The sequence below is a fragment of the Variovorax soli NBRC 106424 genome (assembly GCF_001591385.1).
GTDB classification, from domain to species: Bacteria; Pseudomonadota; Gammaproteobacteria; order Burkholderiales; family Burkholderiaceae_C; genus Variovorax; species Variovorax soli.
Window position 1 is genome coordinate 1 of record NZ_BCUU01000086.1, and the last position, 22,871, is coordinate 22,871.

22 protein-coding genes are annotated in these 22,871 nt (G+C 68.5%); 5 read left to right on the forward strand and 17 right to left on the reverse strand.

Annotated elements, in window-relative coordinates; all coding sequences use genetic code 11:
• Positions 1 to 33: 33 nt before the first annotated feature.
• The 11 genes from pedC to VSO01S_RS20485 form a co-directional block, all read right to left on the reverse strand.
• Entirely contained in the window at positions 34 to 891 is an 858-nt protein-coding gene (gene pedC / locus VSO01S_RS20440) for a lanthanide ABC transporter permease protein PedC (protein WP_068644647.1), read from the reverse strand.
• The gene (locus VSO01S_RS20445) at positions 888 to 2,102 is read right to left on the reverse strand and encodes a type 1 periplasmic-binding domain-containing protein (RefSeq protein ID WP_068644648.1); all 1,215 of its coding nucleotides are present in this window, start codon (positions 2,100 to 2,102) and stop codon (positions 888 to 890) included. The genes pedC and VSO01S_RS20445 overlap by 4 nt, the downstream gene beginning before the upstream one ends.
• Positions 2,095 to 3,093 carry a PQQ-dependent catabolism-associated beta-propeller protein gene (locus VSO01S_RS20450; RefSeq protein WP_068644649.1) on the reverse strand — a complete coding sequence of 333 codons (999 nt, stop codon included), beginning with the start codon at positions 3,091 to 3,093 and terminating at the stop codon, positions 2,095 to 2,097. Before VSO01S_RS20450 ends, VSO01S_RS20445 begins: the two co-directional genes overlap by 8 nt.
• Before the next feature lie 67 nt (positions 3,094 to 3,160).
• Complete coding sequence (gene pedB / locus VSO01S_RS20455) at positions 3,161 to 3,874, reverse strand: lanthanide ABC transporter ATP-binding protein PedB/LutE (protein ID WP_068644650.1); 714 nt, start codon at positions 3,872 to 3,874, stop codon at positions 3,161 to 3,163.
• A complete protein-coding gene (gene pqqE, locus VSO01S_RS20460) occupies positions 3,868 to 5,055 on the reverse strand; it encodes a pyrroloquinoline quinone biosynthesis protein PqqE (RefSeq protein ID WP_068644651.1) in 1,188 nt (395 codons plus the stop codon). Before pqqE ends, pedB begins: the two co-directional genes overlap by 7 nt.
• Positions 5,056 to 5,069: 14 nt before the next feature.
• Positions 5,070 to 5,333: a pyrroloquinoline quinone biosynthesis peptide chaperone PqqD gene (pqqD, locus tag VSO01S_RS20465; RefSeq protein ID WP_068644652.1), complete on the reverse strand. Its 264-nt coding sequence runs from the start codon at positions 5,331 to 5,333 to the stop codon at positions 5,070 to 5,072.
• Positions 5,330 to 6,112 (reverse strand): pyrroloquinoline-quinone synthase PqqC, encoded by a 783-nt coding sequence (gene pqqC / locus VSO01S_RS20470; protein ID WP_084242006.1) that lies wholly within the window; start codon positions 6,110 to 6,112, stop codon positions 5,330 to 5,332. The genes pqqD and pqqC overlap by 4 nt, the downstream gene beginning before the upstream one ends.
• Positions 6,109 to 7,041, reverse strand: coding sequence for a pyrroloquinoline quinone biosynthesis protein PqqB (gene pqqB / locus VSO01S_RS20475; RefSeq protein WP_068644653.1), 933 nt, complete (start codon positions 7,039 to 7,041; stop codon positions 6,109 to 6,111). The genes pqqC and pqqB overlap by 4 nt, the downstream gene beginning before the upstream one ends.
• Positions 7,042 to 7,109: 68 nt before the next feature.
• The gene (gene pqqA, locus VSO01S_RS28180; RefSeq protein ID WP_153305340.1) at positions 7,110 to 7,184 is read right to left on the reverse strand and encodes a pyrroloquinoline quinone precursor peptide PqqA; all 75 of its coding nucleotides are present in this window, start codon (positions 7,182 to 7,184) and stop codon (positions 7,110 to 7,112) included.
• Positions 7,185 to 7,480: 296 nt separating this feature from the next.
• Positions 7,481 to 8,365: a 2OG-Fe(II) oxygenase gene (locus tag VSO01S_RS20480; RefSeq protein ID WP_068644654.1), complete on the reverse strand. Its 885-nt coding sequence runs from the start codon at positions 8,363 to 8,365 to the stop codon at positions 7,481 to 7,483.
• Between the two features lie 183 nt (positions 8,366 to 8,548).
• Positions 8,549 to 10,708 carry a sigma-54-dependent Fis family transcriptional regulator gene (locus VSO01S_RS20485; protein WP_068644655.1) on the reverse strand — a complete coding sequence of 720 codons (2,160 nt, stop codon included), beginning with the start codon at positions 10,706 to 10,708 and terminating at the stop codon, positions 8,549 to 8,551.
• Positions 10,709 to 10,970: 262 nt separating this feature from the next.
• Here VSO01S_RS20485 and pedF point away from each other — a divergent pair, with 262 nt between their 5' ends.
• Positions 10,971 to 11,477: a cytochrome c-550 PedF gene (pedF, locus tag VSO01S_RS20490; protein ID WP_068644656.1), complete on the forward strand. Its 507-nt coding sequence runs from the start codon at positions 10,971 to 10,973 to the stop codon at positions 11,475 to 11,477.
• 10 nt (positions 11,478 to 11,487) lie between these two features.
• The gene (locus VSO01S_RS20495) at positions 11,488 to 12,336 is read left to right on the forward strand and encodes a transporter substrate-binding domain-containing protein (RefSeq protein WP_068644657.1); all 849 of its coding nucleotides are present in this window, start codon (positions 11,488 to 11,490) and stop codon (positions 12,334 to 12,336) included.
• A 43-nt stretch (positions 12,337 to 12,379) separates the two neighbouring features.
• On the opposite strand, the gene VSO01S_RS20500 is transcribed toward VSO01S_RS20495, so the two are convergent.
• Both VSO01S_RS20500 and adh read right to left on the reverse strand, forming a co-directional pair.
• The gene (locus VSO01S_RS20500; protein WP_068644658.1) at positions 12,380 to 12,790 is read right to left on the reverse strand and encodes a DUF779 domain-containing protein; all 411 of its coding nucleotides are present in this window, start codon (positions 12,788 to 12,790) and stop codon (positions 12,380 to 12,382) included.
• Positions 12,791 to 12,802: 12 nt separating this feature from the next.
• A complete protein-coding gene (gene adh / locus VSO01S_RS20505) occupies positions 12,803 to 14,323 on the reverse strand; it encodes an aldehyde dehydrogenase (RefSeq protein ID WP_068644659.1) in 1,521 nt (506 codons plus the stop codon).
• A 618-nt stretch (positions 14,324 to 14,941) separates the two neighbouring features.
• Here adh and VSO01S_RS20510 point away from each other — a divergent pair.
• Positions 14,942 to 15,478: a low affinity iron permease family protein gene (locus tag VSO01S_RS20510; protein WP_068644660.1), complete on the forward strand. Its 537-nt coding sequence runs from the start codon at positions 14,942 to 14,944 to the stop codon at positions 15,476 to 15,478.
• Positions 15,479 to 15,776: 298 nt separating this feature from the next.
• Complete coding sequence (locus VSO01S_RS20515; RefSeq protein WP_068644661.1) at positions 15,777 to 16,940, forward strand: zinc-dependent alcohol dehydrogenase; 1,164 nt, start codon at positions 15,777 to 15,779, stop codon at positions 16,938 to 16,940.
• Positions 16,941 to 17,017: 77 nt separating this feature from the next.
• Here the strand turns inward: VSO01S_RS20515 and VSO01S_RS20520 are convergent, their stop codons facing one another.
• Positions 17,018 to 18,133 (reverse strand): DUF2855 family protein, encoded by a 1,116-nt coding sequence (locus VSO01S_RS20520; protein ID WP_245684273.1) that lies wholly within the window; start codon positions 18,131 to 18,133, stop codon positions 17,018 to 17,020.
• A gap of 38 nt (positions 18,134 to 18,171) precedes the next feature.
• Here VSO01S_RS20520 and VSO01S_RS20525 point away from each other — a divergent pair, with 38 nt between their 5' ends.
• Complete coding sequence (locus VSO01S_RS20525) at positions 18,172 to 18,852, forward strand: TetR/AcrR family transcriptional regulator (RefSeq protein ID WP_245684274.1); 681 nt, start codon at positions 18,172 to 18,174, stop codon at positions 18,850 to 18,852.
• Positions 18,853 to 18,875: 23 nt separating this feature from the next.
• On the opposite strand, the gene VSO01S_RS20530 is transcribed toward VSO01S_RS20525, so the two are convergent.
• The 3 genes from VSO01S_RS20530 to fba form a co-directional block, all read right to left on the reverse strand.
• Positions 18,876 to 19,826 (reverse strand): fasciclin domain-containing protein, encoded by a 951-nt coding sequence (locus tag VSO01S_RS20530; protein ID WP_068644663.1) that lies wholly within the window; start codon positions 19,824 to 19,826, stop codon positions 18,876 to 18,878.
• Positions 19,827 to 19,952: 126 nt separating this feature from the next.
• Positions 19,953 to 21,644: an OFA family MFS transporter gene (locus VSO01S_RS20535; RefSeq protein ID WP_068644664.1), complete on the reverse strand. Its 1,692-nt coding sequence runs from the start codon at positions 21,642 to 21,644 to the stop codon at positions 19,953 to 19,955.
• A 42-nt stretch (positions 21,645 to 21,686) separates the two neighbouring features.
• Positions 21,687 to 22,724 (reverse strand): class II fructose-bisphosphate aldolase, encoded by a 1,038-nt coding sequence (fba, locus tag VSO01S_RS20540; protein ID WP_068644665.1) that lies wholly within the window; start codon positions 22,722 to 22,724, stop codon positions 21,687 to 21,689.
• Between the last annotated feature and the right edge of the window lie 147 nt (positions 22,725 to 22,871).

Genomic DNA, 22,871 nt, shown 5'->3' on the forward strand with positions numbered 1-22,871 from the left:
CGGCGGTCGCGCGCAGCAGGTGGCGCCGCGTCGTCATGCGCTGCCCCGCTGCGCCACGCCGCCGAAACCGCCGAAGCCGCCGAAGCCGCGTTGGGGGTCGTAGCCCCGGCAGGCCAGCGTGAAGCAGACAACCAGCGTGCCCAGCACCACCAGCGGCGCCAGGCCCGGGTCCTTGCCATACAGCGCGAAGCGGATCCACTCCACGCCGTGGGTGAACGGGTTGAGCTGCGCCACCCGGTACACCCAGGTGGCGCCCGATTCCTCCAGCTTCCACAGCGGGTACAGCGCGGTGGACAGGAAGTACATCGGAAAGATCACGAAGTTCATCGCCCCGGCGAAGTTCTCCAGCTGCCGCACGTACACGGAAAGCAGCAGGCCCACCGATGCCAGCATCAAGGCGCAGGCGAAGGTCGCAAGCAGGGCATGCAGCGATGCCGGCGGCGCCACCGGCAGCTCGGTGCCCAGCAGGGCCGCCACCGCCACGAAGGCCAGCACCTGCAGCAGGCTCAGCAGCGCCGTGGCGACCATCTTGCACAGCAGCACCCACCAGCGCGGCAGCGGCGCGGTCAGCAGCAGCCGCATCAGCCCCATCTCGCGGTCGTACACCATGGCCAGCGAGGACTGCATGCCGTTGAACAGCAGCACCATGCCCATGAGGCCCGGCGCAATGTAGACGTCGTAGGGGATGTAGCTGTCGTAGGGCTCGACGATGGCCACGCCGAAGACGTTGCGGAAGCCGGCCGCGAAGACCGTGAGCCAGAGCACCGGCCGCACCAGCGCCGAGACCAGCCGGGTCTTCTGCAGCCAGAAGCGCCGGAGCTCGCGCAGCGCGATGGCCCGCAATGCCTGCAGCGCATGCGCGGCGCCGCCATGGCGGTGCGCCGCCTTCATGGCGAACTCCTGCAGGGCGACTCGGGCGCGTCCGTGCCCAGGGTGTCGAGCACATTCCTCGGGTGCAGCACGCCCTCGACCGGCGCCGTGCCGATCACGCCGGCGCCGTCGGTCAGCAGCAGCGGCTGGCGCAGCTGGCGGTCCCACCCTCGAAAGCCCAGCCGCACGCCCTTGAAGCCATCGAGCGTGAAGTCGGGCCGGTTGAGCACGGCGCCGATCCGGGCGGCCGTGGGCGCAACCGGCGGCGCCAGCGCCGCCTGCAGCAGCGCCTTGGCGGCGATGTAGGCGGCCCAGTCGTGCCCGGTCATGGGCCGCTGTGCCGCGCGCGCGAAGCGGCGGGCGAGCTGCGGGGCGCCATAGCGCTCGAAATGCGGCGCCCAGGCCTGCGCCGTCATGCCCGCATCGCCGACCACCGGGCGCGGCAATGCCACCCGGTAGGGCAGGGTGCGGGCGAACTCGCCGTCGCTGTCGATGGCCCACACCACGTCGTAGTCGCCGCCCACCGCCGCGGGGCCGGTCAGCAGCAGCGGGTTGGCCTGCTCGCGCTCGCGCGGATCGGCCGACAGCCTGAAGGGCCGGGCCGCCACCTGCTTGAGGCCGTAGCGCTTGAGCGCGGCCTGCGCCAGCGACAGCCGGGCCGCATCCTGCGCGCCCGGGCCGTGGACCAGGAGCACCCGCATCCACTTGCGCGCGAGCAGCGCCTGCGCCAGGGCATCGGCGCGCATGCGGTCGCTGGGCAGCGTGTGGAACAGGTTGACGGGGCAGCCGGCGAGCCGCGCCGACTCGGCGCCTTCGCCGACGTTGAGCAGCGGCAGTGCCGGCACGGCGGCGGCGGCGGAGGCGATCCACGCGGCGGGAAGATCGAGCAGCGCGGCGGATGCGCCCGCCTTGTCCAGCTGGCGCAACTGCTCGCTGGCGTCCTGCGCCGATGCGGCATCGCGCACATCGAGCTGCACCTGCAGGCCGGCGGCCGCCAGCTCGAAGCGGCTTTCCTCGATGGCCAGGTCGACGCCGTCGCGTGCGCGGCCGCCCGGCTGCCCGGGGTAGGCCAGGGCGATGCGCGCCGGGTCGAGGCGGTCGTCGTCGGCACGCTGGACGATGCCGATCGCCAGGGTGGTGGGGCGCGCGGCACTGGCCGCCGAAGCGGCCAGGACGAGCGCCATCGCGAACGCCACGGTCCACAGCCCGCGCTGGCGGAAGGCTTCAGTCATCGACGACCACCGTGTGCGGCACGCGACCCACGGCCACGGTCTTGATCGGCTTGGCGGTGGCGGTATCCACCACCGTCATGTCGTCCGACAGGCCGTTGACCACGAACAGCCGCGCGCCATCGCGGCTGACGGCGGTGCTCCAGGCGCGCTTGCCCACCAGCGCCAGGGCCCTTGTCTTGCGCGTGGCCACATCGACGAAGGCCACGTGGTTGGCCCGCCCGAGTCCGACGTACATGGTGCGGCCGTCGCGCGACAGCGTCATGCCCACCGGCGTGATGTCGTCGGCGCGCATGCCCTTGACCTCGAAGGCGATGGTGGCCACCACCTTGAGATCGGCCGTGGAGATCACGCTCACGCTGGCGCCCAACTCGTTGCTCACCCACAACTCGCGGCCGTCGGCCGAGAAGGCGAGCCGGCGCGGCCGCTGGCCCACCGGAATGTTGGCAACCACCGTGAGCGTGCGCGCATCGACGACGTGGACCATGTGCGCGACTTCCGAGGTGACGTACACGCGCTGGCCGTCGGGCGACAGCCTGACGCCCTCGGGCTCCTGGCCCACCGGCACGCCCTTGACCAGCTTGCGGGCCACCAGGTCGAACACGTTGAGCGCCCCGTCGTCCTCGGCGGAGACGTAGGCCGTCTTCCCGTCGGGGGAGAGGTCGAATACCTCGGGGTCCTCGCCCAGCGGCAGCCGGGCGACCGGCTTGCGCGTGGCCAGGTCGATGATGTCGGCGCGCCCCGAGTCGCTGCAGGCCACCATCAGCTGGGTGTCGCCGTGCAGGCGCTGCATGTGGCGCGGGCGCTTGCATGTCGGAATGACGCCCACCACCGACAGCGTCTTGAGGTCGACCAGGGTGATGGCGTTGTCCTTCTCGCTGGAGACGAAAGCGAGCTGGCTGTCCTTGGCCGATGCCGGCTGCGTGAGGAGCACGGCGGCCAAGGCCAGCAGGCAGGAGGTGATGCCGGTGGTGCGGGTGGTGTTGCGGGTCATGCGGTGTTGTCTCCAGGATCGTTGTCGGGGCGTTGTTCTTGGGGACGTGCGGCCGTCCATGCAGGTGTTAGCGCGTCGCGCCCAGGAATGCGTCCTCCAGCGTGGCGCCGCCGAGGGCGGCGGTGACCTGTGCGGGCGTTCCGTTGGCCAGCAGCCGTCCGCGGTGCAGGACCAGCACCCGGTCGGCGTGCTCGGCCTCGGTGACCAGGTGCGTGGCCCACAGCACGGTCACGCCGCGCTCGCGCACCTCGACGCGCAGCCCCTCGATCAGGTCGCGCCGGGACTTCGGGTCCAGGCCAACGGTGGCCTCGTCCATCAGCAGCAGCTGCGGGCGCGTGAGCAGGGCGCGCACCAGCTCCACCTTGCGCCGGTTGCCGCCCGACAATTCGCGCACGCTGCGCTGCAGGTCGGTGGCGATGCCGAAACGCGCCGCCTCGCTGGCAATGCGCTCGCGCGATTCATGCGAGGGCAGACCCTGCAGGTCGGCATGGAACTGCAGGTTGTGCGCAATGCTCAGGTCCAGGTCGAGCGACTGCTGCTGGAACACCACGCCGATGTGCGCCAGCGCGCGCCGCGCATCGGTGCGCATCGACAAGCCGGCCACCTCGACCTCGCCTTCATGGGCCGCAAAGAGGCCGGTCAGCACCTGGAACAGGGTCGATTTGCCCGCACCGTTGGGCCCCAGCAGCACCGCGAAGTCCCCGCGCGGCACCGACAGGCTCAGCGCATCGAGAGCGACGCGCGCGCCGTAACGCTGGGTGAGGCCCTGGACCGTCAGCATGGGGTGGCCTGCACGGTGCCGAGGGCGCGCGAGTTCTCGTCGCTGCGAAACACCAGGCCCGCGGCGCGCGCTGCGCCGGGCACGAAGCGCAGCGGCTGCGGTGCGGCGGCGTTTCGGCGCTCGGCCTCGGCGCCTTCGAGCATCGCGTCGATGCGCCCGCGCTCGGGGCTTTTCGGGCACACGGGGTCCGTCGCCGCTGCATCGCCCGTCACCAGATAGGCCTGGCAGCGGCAGCCGCCCACATCGTGGTGGCGCTCGTCGCAGGTGCCGCAGGTCGCGCTCATCCACGACTGGCCGCGGTAGCGGTTGAAGGCCTCGCTGTCGTACCAGGCCTGGCGCAGCGGGGTCGTTCGCAGGTTGGGCAGGGGCGGGCCGGGCAGCATCCGCGCGCTGTGGCAGGGCATGGCCAGGCCGTCGGGCGCAACCACCATGAACACCGACCCCCAGCCCGCCATGCAGGGCTTGGGCTTCGCATCGGCGTAATCCGGCGACACCCAGATGACCTTCATGCGGCCGGCCAGCCGCGCACGGTGCGCATCGACCACAGCCTCGGCCTCGCGCAGCTCGCCGGCGGTGGGCATCAGTGCGGCGCGGTTGAGCCAGGCCCAGCCGTAGTACTGCGTGTTGGCCAGCTCGAGAAAGTCCGCGCCCATCTCCTCGGCCATCTCGATGATGCGGCCCACATGCTGCAGGTTGTAGCGGTGCATCACGCAGTTCAGCACCATCGGGTAGCCCGCGTCCTTGATGATGCGCGCGACCCTGGACTTGAGCTCGAAGGTGCGGGTGGAGCTGAGGAAGTCGTTGAGCTCGCGCGTGGAGTCCTGGAACGACAGCTGGATGTGGTCCAGCCCGGCTGCCTTGAGGCCCCTGGCGCGCGCCGGCGTGAGGCCCACGCCCGAGGTGATGAGGTTGGTGTAGAAGCCCAGCGCGCGCGCATGCGCGACGAGCTCTTCCAGGTCGCTGCGCAGCAGCGGCTCGCCCCCCGAGAAGCCCAGCTGCACGGCGCCGAGCGCGCGCGCCTCGGCCAGGATCCGCTTCCAGTGCGCCGTGTCCAGCTCGTCGCCATGCCGCGCGTAGTCGACCGGGTTGGAGCAGAACACGCAATGCAGCGGGCAGCGATAGGTCAGCTCCGCCAGCAGCCACAAGGGCGGTCGCACCGCGGCGGAGGATTGCGCCGACATGCCCGCGCCCGCGCCTATTGCAGCCAGCCGCGCTGGCGCGCCTGGCTGAGGAAGCCCACCACGTCGTCCTGCAAGGACGGCTGGGCGAAGACCGCTTCAAGCTCGGCCACGATCTCGTCCACCGTGCGACGGCCATCGCAGCGCTGCAGGATCTCGGCGGCCGACCCGTTCAGGCGGACCATGCCTTCGGGATAGAGCAGGACCCAGTGGTCCTGGCTCGGCTCGAACTGCATGCGGTACAGGCTCGACATGCGGGGGCGTTCGTCGCGCGCGATCATGGGCGCAGCTCCTGCGGCATGTCGTCGGGAAAGCCCCGCTCGATGGCGTCGAGCATCGACCACAGCACATCGAGCTTGAAGTGAAGGATGCTGATGGCGCGCTCCTGCCGCGCGCGGGTGGTGCACCAGCGCCGCGCGACTTCCAGGCCGTGCTCGACATCGCGCGTGGCCAGCGGGATGCGGCTGCGGAAGTAGGCCAGGCCCTGCACGTCGATCCACGGGTACAGCTGCGGCCATCCGGCCAGCCGGTCCGCATGGATGCGCGGGGCGAACATCTCGGTCAGCGAGGAGATGGCCGCTTCTTCCCAGGGGCGCTGGCGCGCGAAATTGACATAGGCGTCCACCGCGAAGCGCACGCCCGGCAGCACATGGCGGTGCGACCACATATCGGCGCGCGCCAGGCCCACCGCCTCGCCCAGGCGCACCCAGGCCTCGATGCCGCCGGCATTGTCGCCAACGAAGTCGCCGCGGCCGTCGTGGTCGAGCATGCGCAGGATCCAGCGGCGGCGCTCTTCGCGGTCGTCGCAGTTGGACATCACCGCCGCATCCTTGCGCGGAATGCTCACCTGGTAGTAGAAGCGGTTGGCCACCCAGGCACGGACCTGGAAGGGCGCCAGCTCGCCGCGGTTGAGCCGCTGGTTGAAGCCGTGGTGGATGTGGTAGCGCGACTCGCAGGCGCGCAGGCGCGCTTCGAATTCGTCGAAGTCCCACAGGCGCTGCAGCTCGCAGCGCGCCGCTTCACGCGTGCCCGGGGGCGCCGCTGCCAGTGATTGCGTCATAGCGTGATCTCCATGCCGTCGTAGGCCACTTCGATGCCGTGGCCATCGAGCACGCGGCGCTGCGCGCTCGTCTCGTCCAGGATCGGGTTGCTGTTGTTGATGTGGATGAGCACCTTGCGCCGGGCGCCGGAGCCCCGCATCACGTCGACCATGCCCGCGCGCGCCGCATCGCCCATCTGGGGCAGGTGGCCCATGTCGCTGGCCGTCTTGCGGCCCAGGCCCGCTTGCAGCATCTCGTCCTCGGCCCAGAAAGTGCCGTCCACGAGCAGGCAGTCGGCGCCGTTCATCCACTGCAGTTCGCTCTCGCCCACCGACGCGAGCCCCGGCGAATAGAACAGGCGGCGGCCGTCGTCCAGGTCTTCGATCAGCAGCGCGATGTTGTCGCCCGTGGTCTGCTCGCCGCGGTGGGGCGAGTAGGGCGGGGCCTTGCCCGGAATTGCCACGGCGGTGAAGCGCAGCGACGCGAAGCCCTCCACCGTGAAGGTGGCGCTGTGCGCGCTGCCGGCCACGCCCAGCATGTGCCAGCGCGTGCCGCAATAGTGTTCGAGCACGCTGATGACCGGAAAGGCGCTCGTCAGGTCCTCGAAGACGCAGGGCGTCGCATAGATGTCGATGCACGGGCCTTCGCGCAGGCCCAGCAGCCCGGTCACATGGTCGATCTGCGCATCCATCAGGATGACCGCCTTGATGGGCGTGTCGCGCAGGCCGTGCCGCGGATGCAGCTGGGCCTGCTCGCGCAGCTGCTGGCCGATATCGGGGGATGCGTTGAGCAGCACCCAGGCGCTGCCGTCGGCCGAGACGGCCACCGAACTCTGGGTGCGCGCACGTGCCGGTACCTCGCCGACGCGCTGGCCGGCGCATTGCCGACAATTGCAGTTCCATTGCGGAAAGCCGCCACCGGCACCGGAGCCGAGCACGAGGATTTTCATGGGAAGGAAGGCAAGGGAAGGGGGCCGGTGGCCGCGCGTTGGCGCGCGGCCACCGGAGGACGCGGTCTTCAGCGGTGCGCGATGTACATCGTGATCTCGAAGCCGAAGCGCAGGTCTTCAAACGCGGGGGTGGTCCATTGCATGGTGTCTCCTTGGGTGACGGAACAGGCCCGGGCGACATGCCGGTCGGGCCCGCACACCTGCGCAAGTCGCATGCCTGTCGCGCCGCGTGGCGGCGTGGCTCGCAAGACTTGGGGGTTGCCCTGATTCAAGGGCCTTTGGAGGGGTTGCGCGGGCTGTCCGGCGCCTCGCATCGGCAGCACCGGGGGCTGATTGCTCCAGGCTGGTACAGCGCCGTTCGACGGTGGTACAGGGTAGACCCTGGGCGTGAAGTAGCCCGGGATGTTCAAGAGCTCGCGCGCGACTGGGCGGCGCGGTCTCAGCCGGAGCGCAGCAACTTTCTCTTCAACCGGCCCGGCCAGGAACTCATCTTCCAGACCGTGGTGAACAGGATCGGCGGCGTGACCATCTGCGCCACGCGCATGAGGCGGTCGAAGCGGCGCGCATTGAGGAACATCGAAGACGCCTGGTCGTCGCGGACCTTGCCGGCATCAGGGCTGGTGTAGAAGTAGGCGGCCAGCGAGCGGCGTGGCCGGTCATCGGGTGCCTGCAAGGGCTCAGGATGGCCATGGAAGCTCACGGCGCAGTGCGGCATCAGCAGCGTATGGCCGAACTCCGGCGCCACCTTGGTCACGCATTGGTCGCGCTGCGCGCTCCACAGCTCGAGCATGCCGCCCCATTCGGGCTGCCAGCCCTTGTTGAGGTAGGTGATGAGCACCATCTCGTTGCGCAGCCCCAGGCTGCGGTGCAGCTTGAAGTCGCGGTGCACGGCGAAGCTGGCGCCCGTGCGGCTCTCGTGGGCGCCGCCGCCGTGGAGCTTGGGGTCGGGCAGCAGGTAGGGCACTTGCGTGATCGCCGACAGCCACTCGGTAAACCAGGCGGAGTGAATCGTGGCGAAGTACAACTGCGACGCCGGCCCCAAGACCGGGCTCGCGGGGCTGCGGCGTGTCGACTCGTAGCGGCTCTTGACGTCGACCCAGGGGATGGCGTCGAACTCCTCGGCGGCGAGTTCCAGGAGGCGTGGATGGAACAGGCCTTCGATCACCAGGTGGGGGAACGGCTGGGCAGCCTGCAAGCGTTGGCGCAGGGCCTCGATGCGTTCAGGCTGGAAGAAGGCCCGATCCACCAGCTCGGGCAGCGGCAGGCTCACACCGCGGATGGTGACGGTGTCCCTGGGCGTTGACGCCTTGTCCAGCAGATGCATGGCGCTGGGCGTCTGCGCTTCTGGGGTCGATGTGCACACCTTGCGTGCCCTGACTTTGCTAACGAAATTGACCCCAAGCTTTACACAATTTGCGTGAAAGGAGTCAAAATGTTACATGTCTGGACGGCATAGGTCCTTGCCTGCGAGAGGCCGACCGCGTAGGCCGATTGGCCGAGGCGGAAGTCACTTGCCCCAGCGCAGCTTGCGGTAGATGGTGTTGCGGCTGATGCCCAGTCGCTTGGAGGCCACCGAGATGTTGCCGTTGGCCGCGGCGAGCGTGCTGCGGATCAGCTCGACTTCCGCTTCGCCGAGCGTGCGCGGCAGCGCGGACTCGGGGCTTGCCTGGACAGGCTCTGCCGGAGCCTGGGATGCCCCGGTTGCCACGGGTTCGGCGGCCAGCGGCGCACGCGCCAAGGGGTCCGCGACGGGCGTCGCGGTCGGAACATCCCCGGCCGCGGCGGCAGCCGAGGTCGCAGGCACGGCGCGGATCGGCATGCTGATCTGCGGCGCCTGCGGCGCGCGGCCGCTGCGCGCGTCCTCCAGGAAGTCGTCCGACAGGTGGTGCTCCTCGATCTGGCCCTCGCCCGCGGCCATGACGGCGGCGGTGCGCAGCACGTTGGCGAGCTGGCGCACATTGCCGGGCCAGCTGTAGGCCTTGAACAGCGCCATGACCGGCGGGCTGATCTCCGGCGTGCCATGCGGGCAGTCGGTCAGCAGAATGCGGCGCGCCACCACCTCCAGGTCGCAGCGCTCGCGCAGCGCGGGCAGCTTCACCACCAGCCCGTTCAGGCGGTAGTACAGGTCTTCACGGAAGGCCCCGGCCTCGATCATGTCGCGCAGCTTGCGGTGGGTGGCGCCGATGACCGCGATGTCCACCGGGATGGACTTCAGGCTGCCCAGCGGCGTCACCTGCCGCTCCTGCAGCACGCGCAGCAGCCGCGCCTGCAGGGCCAGCGGCATGTCGCCGATCTCGTCCAGGAACAGCGTGCCGCCGTTGGCCTGCACGATGCGGCCGACCGCTCCCTTGCGCCGCGCGCCGGTAAAGGCGCCGTCTTCGTAGCCGAACAGTTCCGCCTCGATCAGCGACTCGGGAATCGAGGCGCAGTTGACGGCCACGAAGGGCTGCCGGGCGCGGTTGGAATCCTGATGCACGGCGCGTGCGAGCAGTTCCTTGCCGGTGCCCGTCTCGCCCAGCACCAGCAGGGGAATGTCGCGGTTGATGACGCGCTGCACCTTCTGGATCAGTGCGCCGATCTGCGGGTCGCCGGTGTTCAGGTAGTGCAGGCCCGAGAAGAGCGTGCCTTCGGCCGAGTGGGCGGTGGCGCCGGCCAGCATGCCCGAGGGCTTGCGCGAGTCGGCCGCGGCCGATGCACGCTCGCCATCGTCGACCACGATCGCCTGGCCCGGCATCGTGCGCTGGGGCCCGCTGAAGCGGGCACTGACGTGGAACTGGCGGCCGTTGGCCAGCGTCAAGGTCATCGGCGTGGCCAGCGGCGCGCGGAAGTGGTCGAAGATGGCCGGCGCCGTCGTGCCGAACAGGCTGGTGAGGCTGTGCATGCGCAGCGCCGCGCTGCTCATGTCGAGCTGGTCGAGCGCGCTGCGGTTGGCCCCCAGGATCTTGCCGTCCACGCCCACCACGATGATGCCCTCGAGCAGCGTACCGATGAATTCCACCCGGGTGTGGAAGTGCAGCCGCAGCCGGTTGCCGTAATCGTCGGACAGCCACTGGTTCTCGATCATGCGCGCCGACATGCGCACCAGGCCCATGGTGTGGCGGTGGTAGGAGCGCTGGTCGCCCGTGACGTCCAGCACGCCGAGCATGTTGCCGCGCGGATCGAAGATGGGCGCGGCCGAGCAGGTCAGGAAGTTGTTGGCATGGATGAAGTGCTCGCCGCCGTGCACGACGGTCGGCGCCTCCTCGAACAGCGCCGTGCCGATCGCATTGGTGCCCTTGGAATGCTCGGCCCAATTCACCCCCGGTGAAAGTGCGACCTTGTCCGCGCGCTGCAGAAAGCGGTCGTCGCCCACCGAATGCAGGATGGTGCCCGAGACGTCGGCCAGCACGATCATGCTTTCGGTGTCGACGATCTGCTCGAACAGCATCTCCATGACCGGCGCGGCATGCGTGAACAGGCGCTGGTTGCGCTCGCGCGCCACGGCGAGGTCGCTGCGCATCAGGGGCTCGAAGTCGGGCCGCTCGACCCGTGTCAGGCCCAGCGCCGAGCAGCGCTGGTGCCACTGCTCGATGAGTTCGATCCGTTCCTTTTGCTGCGGGAACGGCACGGCCTCGGGGGCGGTCCAGGTCCTGGCAGTCGTGGCCAGCGCTCGCGGGGTTGCAACCATGGTTTGTCTCCACTGCCTCTGAGGAGCAGGTGTTCTATCTATCTGTCTGACTATCGAAAACTCTCGGTCTCGTGGCCAGGCTGTGTTCCGTTTTGGAGCAACGGGACAGCGTTCCTGTGCTGCTGCTGGGCTGCCAGCTTCAAAGGATGCCACACGCGAGGCAATTCACGCAATTTGTGTTCCTGCCTGCAACAACCTGCCGTGGCACAGCGCTTGCGCAAGGGCTCGCGTCATCAACTGAACGTGAAACGGAGACGAAGCGATGCATGCCACGCAACTGACAGACCGCCACCCGCACCGGGGCGCCCGCAAGGGATTGAAACTGGCCGCCGCCGCGCTGGCCATGGCCTGTGCCGGCCTGGCCTGGGCGCACGGCGATGTCACCCCGCAGGCGGTGGACACCTCGAGCCTGCCCGCGCTGGGCAAGGACTGGCGGCCGGAGAATCCGTACCGCGGCAATGCCTCGGCCGTGAAGATCGGCACCTCCGCCTACAACCAGAACTGCGCGCGCTGCCACGGCATCGAGGCCATCTCGGGCGGCATCGCGCCGGACCTGCGCAAGATGGACAACGACTGCGCCACGCAAAAGGATGCGCCCAAGCGGGCCGCCTGCGTGAAGGAGATCGACGAGTACTTCCTCACGACCGTGCGCCAAGGCCGCACACGCAATGGTGCGGTGTACATGCCGCCGTTCGAGGGCGTGATGAACCAGGAGGCCATCTGGTCGATCAAGGCCTACCTGGAGACCCGCCGCGACAAGCCGATGTAAGGGGGCCGCGATGCGCACCTCACATCTTTCGCGGCGCACCGTCCTGCAATGGATGGGCGCGGCCGGCCTGGGCGCGCCGGCGTTCGCCGCCCGCGCGGGCACGGGCGCACTGGATCGCATCCGCGAGCGCGGCGCGCTCACGGTGGCGCTGTACAAGGACATGCCGCCCTTTCATGCCGGCGGGCAGGGCATCGACGTGCAGCTCGCGCAGGCGCTGGCCGAGGCGCTGGGCCTGCGGCTGTCGATGCTGCCCTTCAATGCTGACGAGAACATGGGCGACGACCTGCGCAACATGGTCTGGCGCGGCCACTACCTGGGCTTCGGGCCGGCGGACGTGCTGCTGCACGTGCCGGTGGACAAGCCGCTGATCGACGAGACGCCGCAGGCCCGCATCTTCGCGCCGTACTACCGTGAGCGCGTCGTGCTGGCGCGGCGGCTCGACCGCCTGCCGCATCTCGACAGCCTCGCGGCGCTGGGCGACGCCAAGGTGGCCGTGCCGGGCCAGACGCTGGCCGGCTGGCTGATGATCGGGGCCGACGGCGGCGCCTATCGCAACCAGCTCACCACGCAATGGAAGGACGGCGTCGAAGCGGCACGCGCCCTGCAGCGCGGCGAGTTCGACGCGGCCGCGGGCCTCGCCTCGGAGATGGAATCGGTGCTGCGCGGCGATGCGCGCTTTGCGATCGCGCCGCTGCCGTCCCCGCGCGCCCGGCGCGACGGCTGGGCCGTGGGCATGGCGGTGAAGAAGGATGCGACGGACCTGGCGCAGGCGCTGCAGGCCGGCATCAACGAGCTGCAGGGCAGCGGCCGGCTGCGCGGCATGTTCGAAAGCGCCAACGTGGGCTGGCAGGCGGCCTGACAGCGGGGCTCGGCCGGGCAGGGCGGGCCGGGCCCGTGCAGGGCTAGCGCAGCGGGCCCTGCGCCTGCAGCGCCTGCCATTGCGCGTCCTCGTACAGGCGCGAGCGCGTCAGGAAGCGCATCCCGGTGGGACGCTCCAGCGAGAACATGCCGCCGTTGCCCGGCACCGCGTCGATGACCAGGTGCGTGTGCTCCCAGTACTCGAACTGCGAGCGGCTCATGTAGAAGGGTGTGCCCGCGATCTCGCCCAGGCACACATCGGCATCGCCCGTGATGAACTCCCCCAGCGCGAAGCACATGGGCGCGCTGCCGTCGCAGCAGCCGCCCGACTGATGGAACATCAGCGGCCCGTGCACCGCGCGCAGGCGCTCGATGAGCGCCTGCGCGGCCGGCGTCACGGACACGCGAGCGACCACCGGCACGGATGACGAATCACCCACGGGCGTATCGCTCATGTGCCGCCCCGCTCAGAAGAAGCCCAGCTTGTTGGGGCTGTAGCTCACCAGCAGGTTCTTGGTCTGCTGGTAGTGGTCGAGCATCATCTTGTGGTTCTCGCGCCCGATGCCCGACTGCTTGTAGCCGCCGAAGGCCGCATGGGCCGGGTACTGGTGGTAGCAGTTGGTCCACACGCGCCCGGCCTGGATGCCCCGGCCCATGCGGAAGGCGCGTGCGCCGTCGCGGCTCCACACGCCCGCGCCCAGGCCGTAGAGCGTGTCGTTGGCGATCTCCAGCGCTTCCTCCTCGGTCTTGAAGGTCGTCACCGACACCACCGGGCCGAAGATCTCTTCCTGGAAGATGCGCATCTTGTTGTGGCCCTTGAAGACGGTGGGCCTGATGTAGTAGCCGCCGGCCAGCTCGCCGCCTTTCACGTTGCGCGCGCCGCCGGTCAGGCACTGCGCGCCTTCCTGCTTGCCCAGGTCGATGTACGAGAGGATCTTCTCCATCTGCTCCTGCGAGGCCTGCGCGCCCAGCATGGTGCCGGTGTCCAGCGGATGGCCTTGCGTGATGGCCTCCACGCGCTGGATCGCGCGCTCCATGAAGCGCTCGTAGATCGATTCCTGGATGAGCGCGCGGCTCGGGCAGGTGCAGACCTCGCCCTGGTTCAGCGCGAACATCGTGAAGCCTTCCAGCGCCTTGTCGAAGAAGGCGTCGTCGGCCGACAGCACGTCCTCGAAGAAGATGTTGGGCGACTTGCCGCCCAGCTCCAGCGTCACCGGAATGAGGTTCTGGCTGGCGTACTGGGAGATCAGGCGGCCCGTGGTCGTCTCGCCGGTGAAGGCGATCTTGGCGATGCGCGGGCTCGATGCGAGCGGCTTGCCCGCTTCCAGGCCGAAGCCGTTGACCACATTGACCACCCCCGGCGGCAGCAGGTCGCCGATGATCTCCAGCAGCACCAGGATCGAGGCCGGCGTCTGCTCCGCCGGCTTGAGCACGACGCAGTTGCCTGCGGCCAGTGCCGGCGCAAGCTTCCACACCGCCATCAGGATCGGGAAGTTCCACGGAATGATCTGGCCGACCACGCCCAGCGGCTCGTGGAAGTGGTAGGCGTAGGTCTCGTGGTCGATCTCGCTGATGCCGCCTTCCTGGGCCCGCACGCAGGAGGCGAAGTAGCGGAAGTGGTCGATGGCCAGGGGCATGTCGGCGGCCATCGTCTCGCGCAGGGGCTTGCCGTTGTCCAGCGTTTCGGCCACCGCCAGCGTCTGCAGGTTCTGCTCCATGCGATCGGCGATCTTCAGCAGGATGTTGGCGCGCTCGGTGGGCGAGGTGCGCCCCCACGCGGCCTTGGCCTTGTGCGCGGCATCCAGCGCCGCCTCGATGTCCTTGGCGTTGGAGCGCGGAATGCTGGTGAAGGCGTTGCCGGTGACCGGCGTCACGTTGTCGAAGTACTGCCCGTCGATCGGCGCGACCCATTGCCCGCCGATGTAGTTGCCGTACTGCTTCTTGAAGGGGTTCGCAATGCCGAGGTTGCGCATTTCAGCCATGTCCATGAATTCATCTCCGTTGAAGTTGAGGAAGGGATCGCATGGAACACGTCGCAATCGGCGGGCCAGCGCGTGCCAGCCGATGGAGTGAAGGCTCAAGTCCTTGTCGCGCAAGGGTTTTGCGTCGATGAGCGCGAGCAGCGTGTTCGAACGCTGCGTGAGCCGGGTGTACCGGCGCGGAGCAGTGTGCTGCAGATTGAACCAGCCGCGTCGCGCCAGTCAGGGCAGGAGACAGGCCCGCAGCAGCACTTGCACTGCACGTGAAGTCCTACGGCATGGAACGGAAGGGCACTACACCCGGCTCGACACGCTCCCCCTAGATTGGATGCGGAGCGATGTTGCTCCGCACACAGCAGGAGATGTCATGGCCAACCAACCAGGGCAGACAAACCCGAACCAACCCGGCAACCAGCCGAGCCAACCGGGCCAGCAGGAGCAGAACAACCCGAGCCGGCAACAACAGCCCGGGCAAGGCAATCCAAGTTCACCCCAGCAACCGGGACAAGGCCGCACGGGCTGACCCGCCGTGATTCCTGAATGAAAAGGGAGCTTGGGGCCGCCGTTTCTGGCGGCCTTTTTTCGGCGCTCCCACCTTGCAGAGAACTTTTTCCGGGACGTATCCCCATGCCTGACCAAGCCAAGCTCAACGAGACGGGCCAGCTGGGCGCCATGCCCAACACAAGCAGCGCCGCCTACGCACAGAAGTCCCGCATCCTGTCGGGATTCGACACCTTCGCCAGCCATGTGACCCGATGGGCGGGCACGCCGACGGCCTTCTGCCTGGCGCTGGCCGTCGTCCTGGTCTGGGCCGTCACGGGGCCGGTGTTTGGGTTCTCGGAAAACTGGCAGCTGGTGATCAACACCGGCACCACCATCGTGACCTTCCTCATGGTCTTCCTGATCCAGCAGAGCCAGAACAAGGATAGCGTGGCACTGCACCTGAAGCTCAACGAGCTGCTGGCGTCCAACCGCATTGCCAGCAATCGCATGATCGGCATCGAGGATCTCGACGAGCAGGACCTTCGCGAGGTGGCGGCCTTCTATGGCCGGCTGGCCGAGCGCGCCAAGACGGCCGGGCCGCGCAAGGAAGTCCACTCCATCGACGACGAGGAAGCACCGCCGCCATCCATCGCCATCGAGGGCGCTTCGCGCGCGGCTTAGGGCATGGAAGGCAGGCGGCGGCCAGGTCCTGCCGTTCGCGGCAGCTGCGAGTAGGAAATTTCCTTCGCGATCAGGACAAGGGCGCGGCGCCTTGTCCGATGGCGGGATGCTTGCGGGAGGCAGCCAATGGGGAATTCTCAACGCAGTCTCACCTGGAGAGGTTCCCATGGAAAACGACGCTTCGCGCCCTTTGGCACTGGTCACCGGTGCCTCGTCCGGCATTGGCTTTCACCTGGCTCGCTTGATGAAGCAGCAAGGCTCGGGCCGGATCCTGGTCACGGTGTGAAGGAGGCGCCCCATGAAAGCCCTCACGTACCAAGGCGCGAAGAAGGTCAGCGTCGAGACGGTGGCCGACCCTGTGCTGCTTGCCGACGACGACATCGTGCTGCGCGTCAGCGCCACCGCCATCTGCGGCTCGGACCTGCACATCTACCGCGGCAAGATTCCCGCCATGAAGGACGGCGACATCCTCGGCCACGAATTCATGGGGGAAGTGGTGGAGGCCGGGCCCGGCGTGCACAAGCTGCGCAAGGGCGACCGCGTCGTGGTGCCCTTCGTCATTGCCTGCGGGCAGTGCTTCTACTGCACCCGGTCGCTGTTCGCCGCCTGCGAGCAGACCAACGACGGCCGCGGCGCCATCCTGAACAAGAAGGTGGCGACGGCGGGCGCGGGCCTGTTCGGCTACAGCCACCTCTACGGCGGCTACGCCGGCGGGCAGGCTGAATTCGTGCGCGTGCCCAAGGCCGACGTCGGGCCGATCAAGATCCCGGACGTGCTGTCGGACGAGCAGGTGCTGTTTCTCTCGGACATCCTGCCCACGGGCTATCAGGCGGCGGTGAACGCCCAGATCGTTCCGGGCGCCAGCGTGGCCATCTTCGGCGCCGGGCCGGTGGGGCTCATGTCGGCGCTGTCGGCCCGCTTCCTGGGAGCCGAGAAGATCTTCATGGTGGACCACCACCCCTACCGCCTGCGCTTCGCCCAGCAGACCTATGGCGTGATCCCCATCAATTTCGACGAGGACGAAGACCCGGCCGAAACCATCCTGAAGGCCACGCAGAACCACGGGGTGGACGCCAGCATCGACGCGGTCGGCTTCGAGGCCAAGGGCAGCCTGCTCGAGACGGCGCTGGCCACCTTGAAGCTGGAAGGCTCCAGCGGCAAGGCGCTGCGCCAGGCCATGGCCGCCACGCGGCGCGGCGGCGTGATCAGCGTGCCGGGCGTGTATGCGGGCTTCATCCACGGCTTCCTGTTCGGCGACGCCTTCGAGAAGGGCCTGACCTTCAGGATGGGCCAGACCCACGCGCAGCGCTTCATGCCCGAGCTGCTGGAGAACATCGGCGAGGGCCGCATGAAACCCGAGGTGATCATTTCGCATCGCATGCGCCTGGCCGATGCCGCACGCGGGTACGAGATCTTCAACGACAAGGAAGAGGACTGCCGCAAGGTGGTGCTCACGCCCTAGCTTCTGCCGCAGCTCATGTGCAGGGCGGTCTGTTCGAGGATGCCCAGGTCGATGCCTGTGGTGGCGTGGAGGAACAGCTAGGCCAGGCGAACGACGTTGGCTTCCTTGGGATCCGTCTGCCCGTCGTGCAGTCTCCCAATGAGGGATCTCGCAGCTTCGAAACCCTGGTGTTCGACCATCCGCATCCAGCGGTTGCCTGGCGCACTGACGTCACGAATGAAGCGGCCCTGCGCTTCGTTGAAGCGCCGGTTGACCTCCTGCGGGCCCCAATCGGCGTTGCGCTTCCTGATCTGCACGGGCGCGAAGTACAACAGCGGCTTCGGGCCGGGCAGCGTGCTGTCTTCCAGGAAAGCAGTCTTCTGGGCCGAGCCGGCGTAGCAGTCGTAGACCAGTGCATCGCCGAAGTGGTGGTGAATGCGCGCGCGCAGTGCGTCGTCCCCCGAAAAGTCGACGTACAGGGTGGGGGTCTCGGCGGGGAGTGCCTGCAGGCCGTCATAGCCGATGACCTGGTCGTAGCAGCCCAGGTTCTCGACGAAGCCGCGGTTGCGCTGCGAGGTCAGCGCGATCAGGCGATGCCGCTGGCGTTCTTCGAGGCAGAAGGCCGTGCCGTAGGCGGTCTTGCTGGAGGCGCTGGAGACCACGACCTGGCTGGCGCCGAAGAAGTCGTTGTCCTGCAGGAAGTCCGCCAGCATGAAGGAAGTGATGAAGAGCGGGCGCACCAGCATCTGGTAGTTCTCGAGGGAGGGCTGGTAGCCCGCGTCCTGGCTGCAGCGCATGTACTGGTTGTACGCCGAGACCAGTTCGGCCCTGTGCGGTGCGCCGTCGTAGAAGCCGCGCGGCGTGACGCGAACCGGCGTCATGCGCAGATGGCTGGCAATCGGAAAGTAGCCGTAGAAGCGCTCGCCAACCTCGACACCCGGCACCTGCGACTGCAGCACGTCCGCGAACCCCCAGGCGGGCATGTGGCCCCAGTTCGCGTCGTCGGTGGGAAAGAACGACCAGTACTTCATCATCGCGTCGCCGAAGGCGGCATAGGTGATGTTGTTGGTCGTGAGGGAAACGCGGTCGATCCGCATCAGGACCTCGCCTGGCGCCAGGTCGCCTGCATCCTGCGAATGGCGCAGCCGGGTGGTGCCGAGTGCGTCCTTGCGGGTCTCCAGGCGGGTTAAAGTGAATTCGGTGATAGGGGCCACTTCCGGTTGCTCCTGTAAAAAATCTCGAGGGCGTTGTCTTGCAGGAAAAAATGTATCGCCGCGGTTCTCGCAGCGGGTTCGGAAAACCCGCCGCGCCGGCGCCGGCGCGTTCCAAGCCCCTGAAACGGCCGACCCAGGCGCGCGGCAAGTTCACCGTGCAGGCGATCTACGATGCTTTTGTTCGGATTTGGAACGAGGCCGGCTGGGACGGCGTCACCACCCGCAAGGTGGCCCTCGAAACAGGGGTCGCGGTCGGCACCCTCTACGACTACTTCCCGGACAAGGACGCGCTCCTGTCGGGCTATGTGCGCCACTGCGTCGAGTCCTTGCTGGCCCGGCTCGACGCCGATGTGATCGCGCCGGCAGGCCTGCCTTGGCGCGAACGGATCGCGCGGCTGGTGCGCATCACCTGCGACAGCCAGGTGCAGGGCCTGCCGACCTTCGATCGCGGCATGCTGATGCTCGAGCATCGGGTGGCCGAGCCCAAGCACCATCGGCGCGTGTACGACGAACTGGCTTCGCGCTGGGAGGCCGCCTTTGCGGCGTGTGCCGATCTCCCGTCGCCACCGCCATCGCCGGGCGCGGTCCGGGCCATGCTCACGGCGGCCTGGGGCGCCAGGCGCTATCGGCTCCTGCTGGAGGAAGGGCCGCCGGAACTCAAGGCCGACGAGTGGCTGGGGGAGATCGAGGCGATGGTGCTCGCGCGGGTTTCACCGTAGCTCGGCCGCCGCCTGCCCACGCGCTACGCCGGCAGCAGCACCTTGTCGATGACGTGAACGACCCCGTTGCTGGCGAACACGTCGGGCGCGGTGATCCGCGAGACCCGGCCACGCTGGTCGGTGATCTGGAAGCTCGGGTTGATCCGGATCGTCGAGCCCTGCACGGTTGCGACAGGGCTGTCGAAGGGAATCTCGGCCTTCAGCACACGGGCGGGGAGCACGTGGTAGGTCAGCACCTTCGTGAGCAGCGGCTTGTCGGCCAGCAGCGCCTCCTGCGTCAGGCCCAGCTCGGCCAGCAGGGCCGCGAAGGCATCGTTGGTGGGCGCGAAGACCGTGAAGGGGCCCGCGCCCTTGAGCGTGTCCACCAGGCCCGCGGCCGCGACCGCCGCCACCAGGATGCTCAGGCTCGGCGTGGCCTGCGCGGTCTGCACGATGTCCTTGTCGGCCGGCAGCAGTACGCGGTCGACGACGTGCAGCACGCCGTTGAGAGCGAACGAGTCCGCGGCCACGACATGGCCCACCCGGTTGCGCCCGTCGGTCACGTTGTAGGCGGCGCCTACCCTGTCGATCTTGAAGAAGCCGCCGCCGACCGGCTCGATCGCCTTGCCCGAGGGGATGTCGGCTCGCGCCACGAGCTTGCCCAGCACGTGGTACTTCAGCACGGCGGTCAGTGTGGGCTTGTCGGCGAACAGCGCGTCCTTGGTCACCCCCAGCTCGCCCAACAGGGCGGTGAACGCGTCATTGTTCGGCGCGAAGACGGTGAAAGGACCTGCGCCTTTCAGGGTGTCGGCCAGCCCCGCCGCATTGACGGCTTCGACGAACACGCTCAGTTCCGACTTCGAGGCAGCGAGGCTGAACAGGTCGCGTCGGGCCTCGACGTCATCGCTGCCGCCGCCGCAAGCGGCGAGCATCCAGGTGCTCCCCGCAGCGGCGGTCGAAAGCATGAAGTGGCGCCGGTTCAAAGCATGTTTCATGGCAAGGACTCCTCGGTAGGTTGGGGTCGGTGGGATCCAGTTGCACTGGCCCTTGCCTTTACGTCGCGTGCTTCGTTGCGGATCAGTCAGGAGGTAACTGGCTGAAACGCTCCGCGCCTGGCCCACTCATCCGAAGAACCTGGCCGCGGCCAGCAGCGTCCGGTACACGCCCCAGGCCAGAGGAATTCCCACAGCCAGCCAGGCCAGCCACACCCTGATCGGCGGCGTGGCGTCGCTGCTGCCGCGAACCGCCGCCCCGGCCAGCTGCGCGCTGGCGGCCGCGGATTTCTCGTGGGCGATCCGCTTCTCCTCGGCCAGCTCGGCGTCGGTCATGAACCATTTCGGGTTCAACGGGCGCACCAGCAGGTTGGCCACCAGCCCGATCATGAGCAGGCCGACCAGGATGTACATGGTCTGGTTGTAGACCTGCTCGCGCGGAATGCCGAGGCTGAGCTGGTATTCGCGCATGTAGTTCACCACCACTGGCCCGAGGATGCCCGCGGTGGCCCACGCGGTGAGCAGCCGGCCATGGATGGCGCCCACCATCTGCGTTCCGAACAGGTCGGCCAGGTAGGCCGGCGCGGTCGAGAAGCCGCCGCCGTACATCGACACGATGATGCACAGCGCGCCCACGAAGAGGAGCTTGTTGCCGGCTGCCGCGAAGGAAGGCACGCTGAAGTACAGCAGCCCGCCCAGGATGAAGAACACGGCATAGGTCAGCTTGCGGCTCAGCTTGTCGGACAGGCTCGCCCAGAAGAAGCGCCCGCCGATGTTGAAGAGCGACAGCAGCGCCGCGAAGCCGCCGGCAATGGTCGCGATGGCCGCGAGCTGCGCCGCGTCGAGTTCCGCGAACTTCTTCGGTATGCCGATGAGGATGCCGCCGAACACCTCCTGCAGCATGGGCGAGGCCATGCCGATGACGCCGATGCCGGCCGACACGTTCATGCACAGCGCCGTCCAGATGAGCCAGAACTGCGGAATGCGCCACACGCGTTTCACGTGCACGTGGCGCGACGTGATCATGGTGTTGCCCGCCTGGGAGGCCGGGGGCGTCCATCCTGCCGGCTTCCATCCCGTGGCGGGCACGCGGTAGCCGAAGGCGCCGCCGAGCATGAAGACGAAGTAGATCAGCGACATGACGATGAAGGTCTGCAGCACGCCCGCGCTGGTCGGGGTCGCAAACAGCTTCATCAGGTCCACTGCCAGCGGCGAGCCGATCATCGCGCCGCCGCCGAAGCCCATGATGGCCAGGCCCGTGGCCATGCCGCGCCGGTCCGGGAACCACTTAATGAGGGTCGACACCGGCGAGATGTAGCCCAGCCCCAGCCCGATGCCGCCGATGACGCCCGAGCCGATGATCATCAGCCAGAACTGGTGCAGGTAGATGCCCAGGGCCGAGATCATCATGCCGCCGCACCAGCACAGGGCCGAGACGACGCCGGCCTTGCGCGGCCCGGCGTGCTCCAGCCAGCCGCCCCAGACGGCCGCCGCGCAGCCGAGGAACACGAAGAACAGGGCGTACATCCAGCCCAGCGTGGCAATGCGCCAGTCGCAGCCGCTGGCGAACAGCTCGGCCAGGAAGCTCATGTCCTTGGGGCATGCCGCGCCGGTGCCCGCGGTCGCCAGCGTCTTCGACAGCGGAAGCCAGAACACCGAGAAGCCGTAGGCCATGCCGATGCACAGGTGGATCGCCAGGCCCGCGGGCGGCACCAGCCACCGGTTGAAACCGGGGCCGGCAATGATGCGTTCCTTGTCCAGGATGCCGGGCCGCGAGGCGCCGGCGGGCAGGGCGCTGCCGCCCTCGAGTACGGAGGACATGGGAAATCTCCTTGTAGAACGGGTGGTGTGGTGGTCGGCGTGTCAGCTGTAGCGGCGCACCATGGCCGCGAGCGGCAGCGGCTGGATGCGCTGGGCCTGGCCGGTGCAGCCGAAGGCCTCGAAGCGCGCCTCGCAGATGCCGCGTGCGGCGCGGCGGGCGGCGGCCAGCGCCTTGCGCGGGTCGAACTCGGCGGGCTTCTCGGCAAACAGCTGCCGCATCGCACCGGTCATCGCCAGGCGAATGTCGGTGTCGATGTTGATCTTGCGCACGCCGCTGGCGATGCCGCGCTGGATCTCCTCCACCGGCACGCCGTAGGTCTGCGGGATGTCGGCGCCGAAGCGGCGCAATATCTCCAGCCACTCCTGCGGCACGCTCGACGAGCCGTGCATCACCAGGTGCGTGTCCGGCACCGCGGCATGGATCTGCGCGATGCGGTCGATGGCCAGGATGTCGCCGGTCGGCTGGCGGCTGAACTTGTAGGCGCCGTGGCTGGTGCCGATGGCGATGGCCAGCGCGTCGACCCCGGTACGGGCCACGAAGTCGCGCGCCTCCTGCGGGTCGGTCAGCATCTGGTCGTGGCTGAGCGTGCCTTCTGCCCCCACGCCGTCTTCCTCGCCGGCCTGGCCGCTTTCCAGCGAGCCCAGGCAGCCGAGTTCGCCTTCCACGCTGACGCCCACCGCATGGGCCATGCGGCAGACGTCGGCGGTGACGGCCACGTTGTAGTCGTAGCTGGCCGGCGTCTTCGCGTCTTCGCGCAGCGATCCGTCCATCATCACGCTGGTGAAGCCGCTCTGGATCGCCTGCAGGCACACCGACGGCGACGCGCCGTGGTCCTGGTGCAGCACCAGCGGAATGCCAGGGTGGCTTTCCACCGCGGCCAGCACCATGTGGCGCAGGTAGGCCTCGCCGGCGTATTGCCGCGCGCCGGCGCTGGCCTGCAGGATGACCGGGCTTTGCGTGGCCTCGGCCGCTTCCATGATGGCCTGGATCTGCTCCAGGTTGTTGACGTTGAAGGCCGGCACGCCGTAGCCATGTTCGGCGGCATGGTCCAGCAGTTGGCGCAGGGAGATGAAGGACATGGTCTGTTTCCTGTAATGAGAAGCGCAAGAGAGCAGGGGGAGGGCGGGATCAGGACCGGGCCGTTGCGGCGGCGCCCGCCTCGGCATGCGCATGCCAGCTGGCGAGGTCCTGCAGCGTGATGCGCGCCGAGCGGCGCGGCGGCGGCG

What these genes read in the sequence shown, in the direction of transcription:
- pedC (WP_068644647.1), bottom strand. Translation starts at nt 891, where the DNA reads ATGAAGGCGGCGCACCGCCATGGCGGCGCCGCGCATGCGCTGCAGGCA.
- VSO01S_RS20445 (WP_068644648.1), bottom strand. Translation starts at nt 2,102, where the DNA reads ATGACTGAAGCCTTCCGCCAGCGCGGGCTGTGGACCGTGGCGTTCGCG.
- VSO01S_RS20450 (WP_068644649.1), bottom strand. Translation starts at nt 3,093, where the DNA reads ATGACCCGCAACACCACCCGCACCACCGGCATCACCTCCTGCCTGCTG.
- pedB (WP_068644650.1), bottom strand. Translation starts at nt 3,874, where the DNA reads ATGCTGACGGTCCAGGGCCTCACCCAGCGTTACGGCGCGCGCGTCGCT.
- pqqE (WP_068644651.1), bottom strand. Translation starts at nt 5,055, where the DNA reads ATGTCGGCGCAATCCTCCGCCGCGGTGCGACCGCCCTTGTGGCTGCTG.
- pqqD (WP_068644652.1), bottom strand. Translation starts at nt 5,333, where the DNA reads ATGATCGCGCGCGACGAACGCCCCCGCATGTCGAGCCTGTACCGCATG.
- pqqC (WP_084242006.1), bottom strand. Translation starts at nt 6,112, where the DNA reads ATGACGCAATCACTGGCAGCGGCGCCCCCGGGCACGCGTGAAGCGGCG.
- pqqB (WP_068644653.1), bottom strand. Translation starts at nt 7,041, where the DNA reads ATGAAAATCCTCGTGCTCGGCTCCGGTGCCGGTGGCGGCTTTCCGCAA.
- VSO01S_RS20480 (WP_068644654.1), bottom strand. Translation starts at nt 8,365, where the DNA reads ATGCATCTGCTGGACAAGGCGTCAACGCCCAGGGACACCGTCACCATC.
- VSO01S_RS20485 (WP_068644655.1), bottom strand. Translation starts at nt 10,708, where the DNA reads ATGGTTGCAACCCCGCGAGCGCTGGCCACGACTGCCAGGACCTGGACC.
- pedF (WP_068644656.1), top strand. Translation starts at nt 10,971, where the DNA reads ATGCATGCCACGCAACTGACAGACCGCCACCCGCACCGGGGCGCCCGC.
- VSO01S_RS20495 (WP_068644657.1), top strand. Translation starts at nt 11,488, where the DNA reads ATGCGCACCTCACATCTTTCGCGGCGCACCGTCCTGCAATGGATGGGC.
- VSO01S_RS20500 (WP_068644658.1), bottom strand. Translation starts at nt 12,790, where the DNA reads ATGAGCGATACGCCCGTGGGTGATTCGTCATCCGTGCCGGTGGTCGCT.
- adh (WP_068644659.1), bottom strand. Translation starts at nt 14,323, where the DNA reads ATGGACATGGCTGAAATGCGCAACCTCGGCATTGCGAACCCCTTCAAG.
- VSO01S_RS20510 (WP_068644660.1), top strand. Translation starts at nt 14,942, where the DNA reads ATGCCTGACCAAGCCAAGCTCAACGAGACGGGCCAGCTGGGCGCCATG.
- VSO01S_RS20515 (WP_068644661.1), top strand. Translation starts at nt 15,777, where the DNA reads ATGAAAGCCCTCACGTACCAAGGCGCGAAGAAGGTCAGCGTCGAGACG.
- VSO01S_RS20530 (WP_068644663.1), bottom strand. Translation starts at nt 19,826, where the DNA reads ATGAAACATGCTTTGAACCGGCGCCACTTCATGCTTTCGACCGCCGCT.
- VSO01S_RS20535 (WP_068644664.1), bottom strand. Translation starts at nt 21,644, where the DNA reads ATGTCCTCCGTACTCGAGGGCGGCAGCGCCCTGCCCGCCGGCGCCTCG.
- fba (WP_068644665.1), bottom strand. Translation starts at nt 22,724, where the DNA reads ATGTCCTTCATCTCCCTGCGCCAACTGCTGGACCATGCCGCCGAACAT.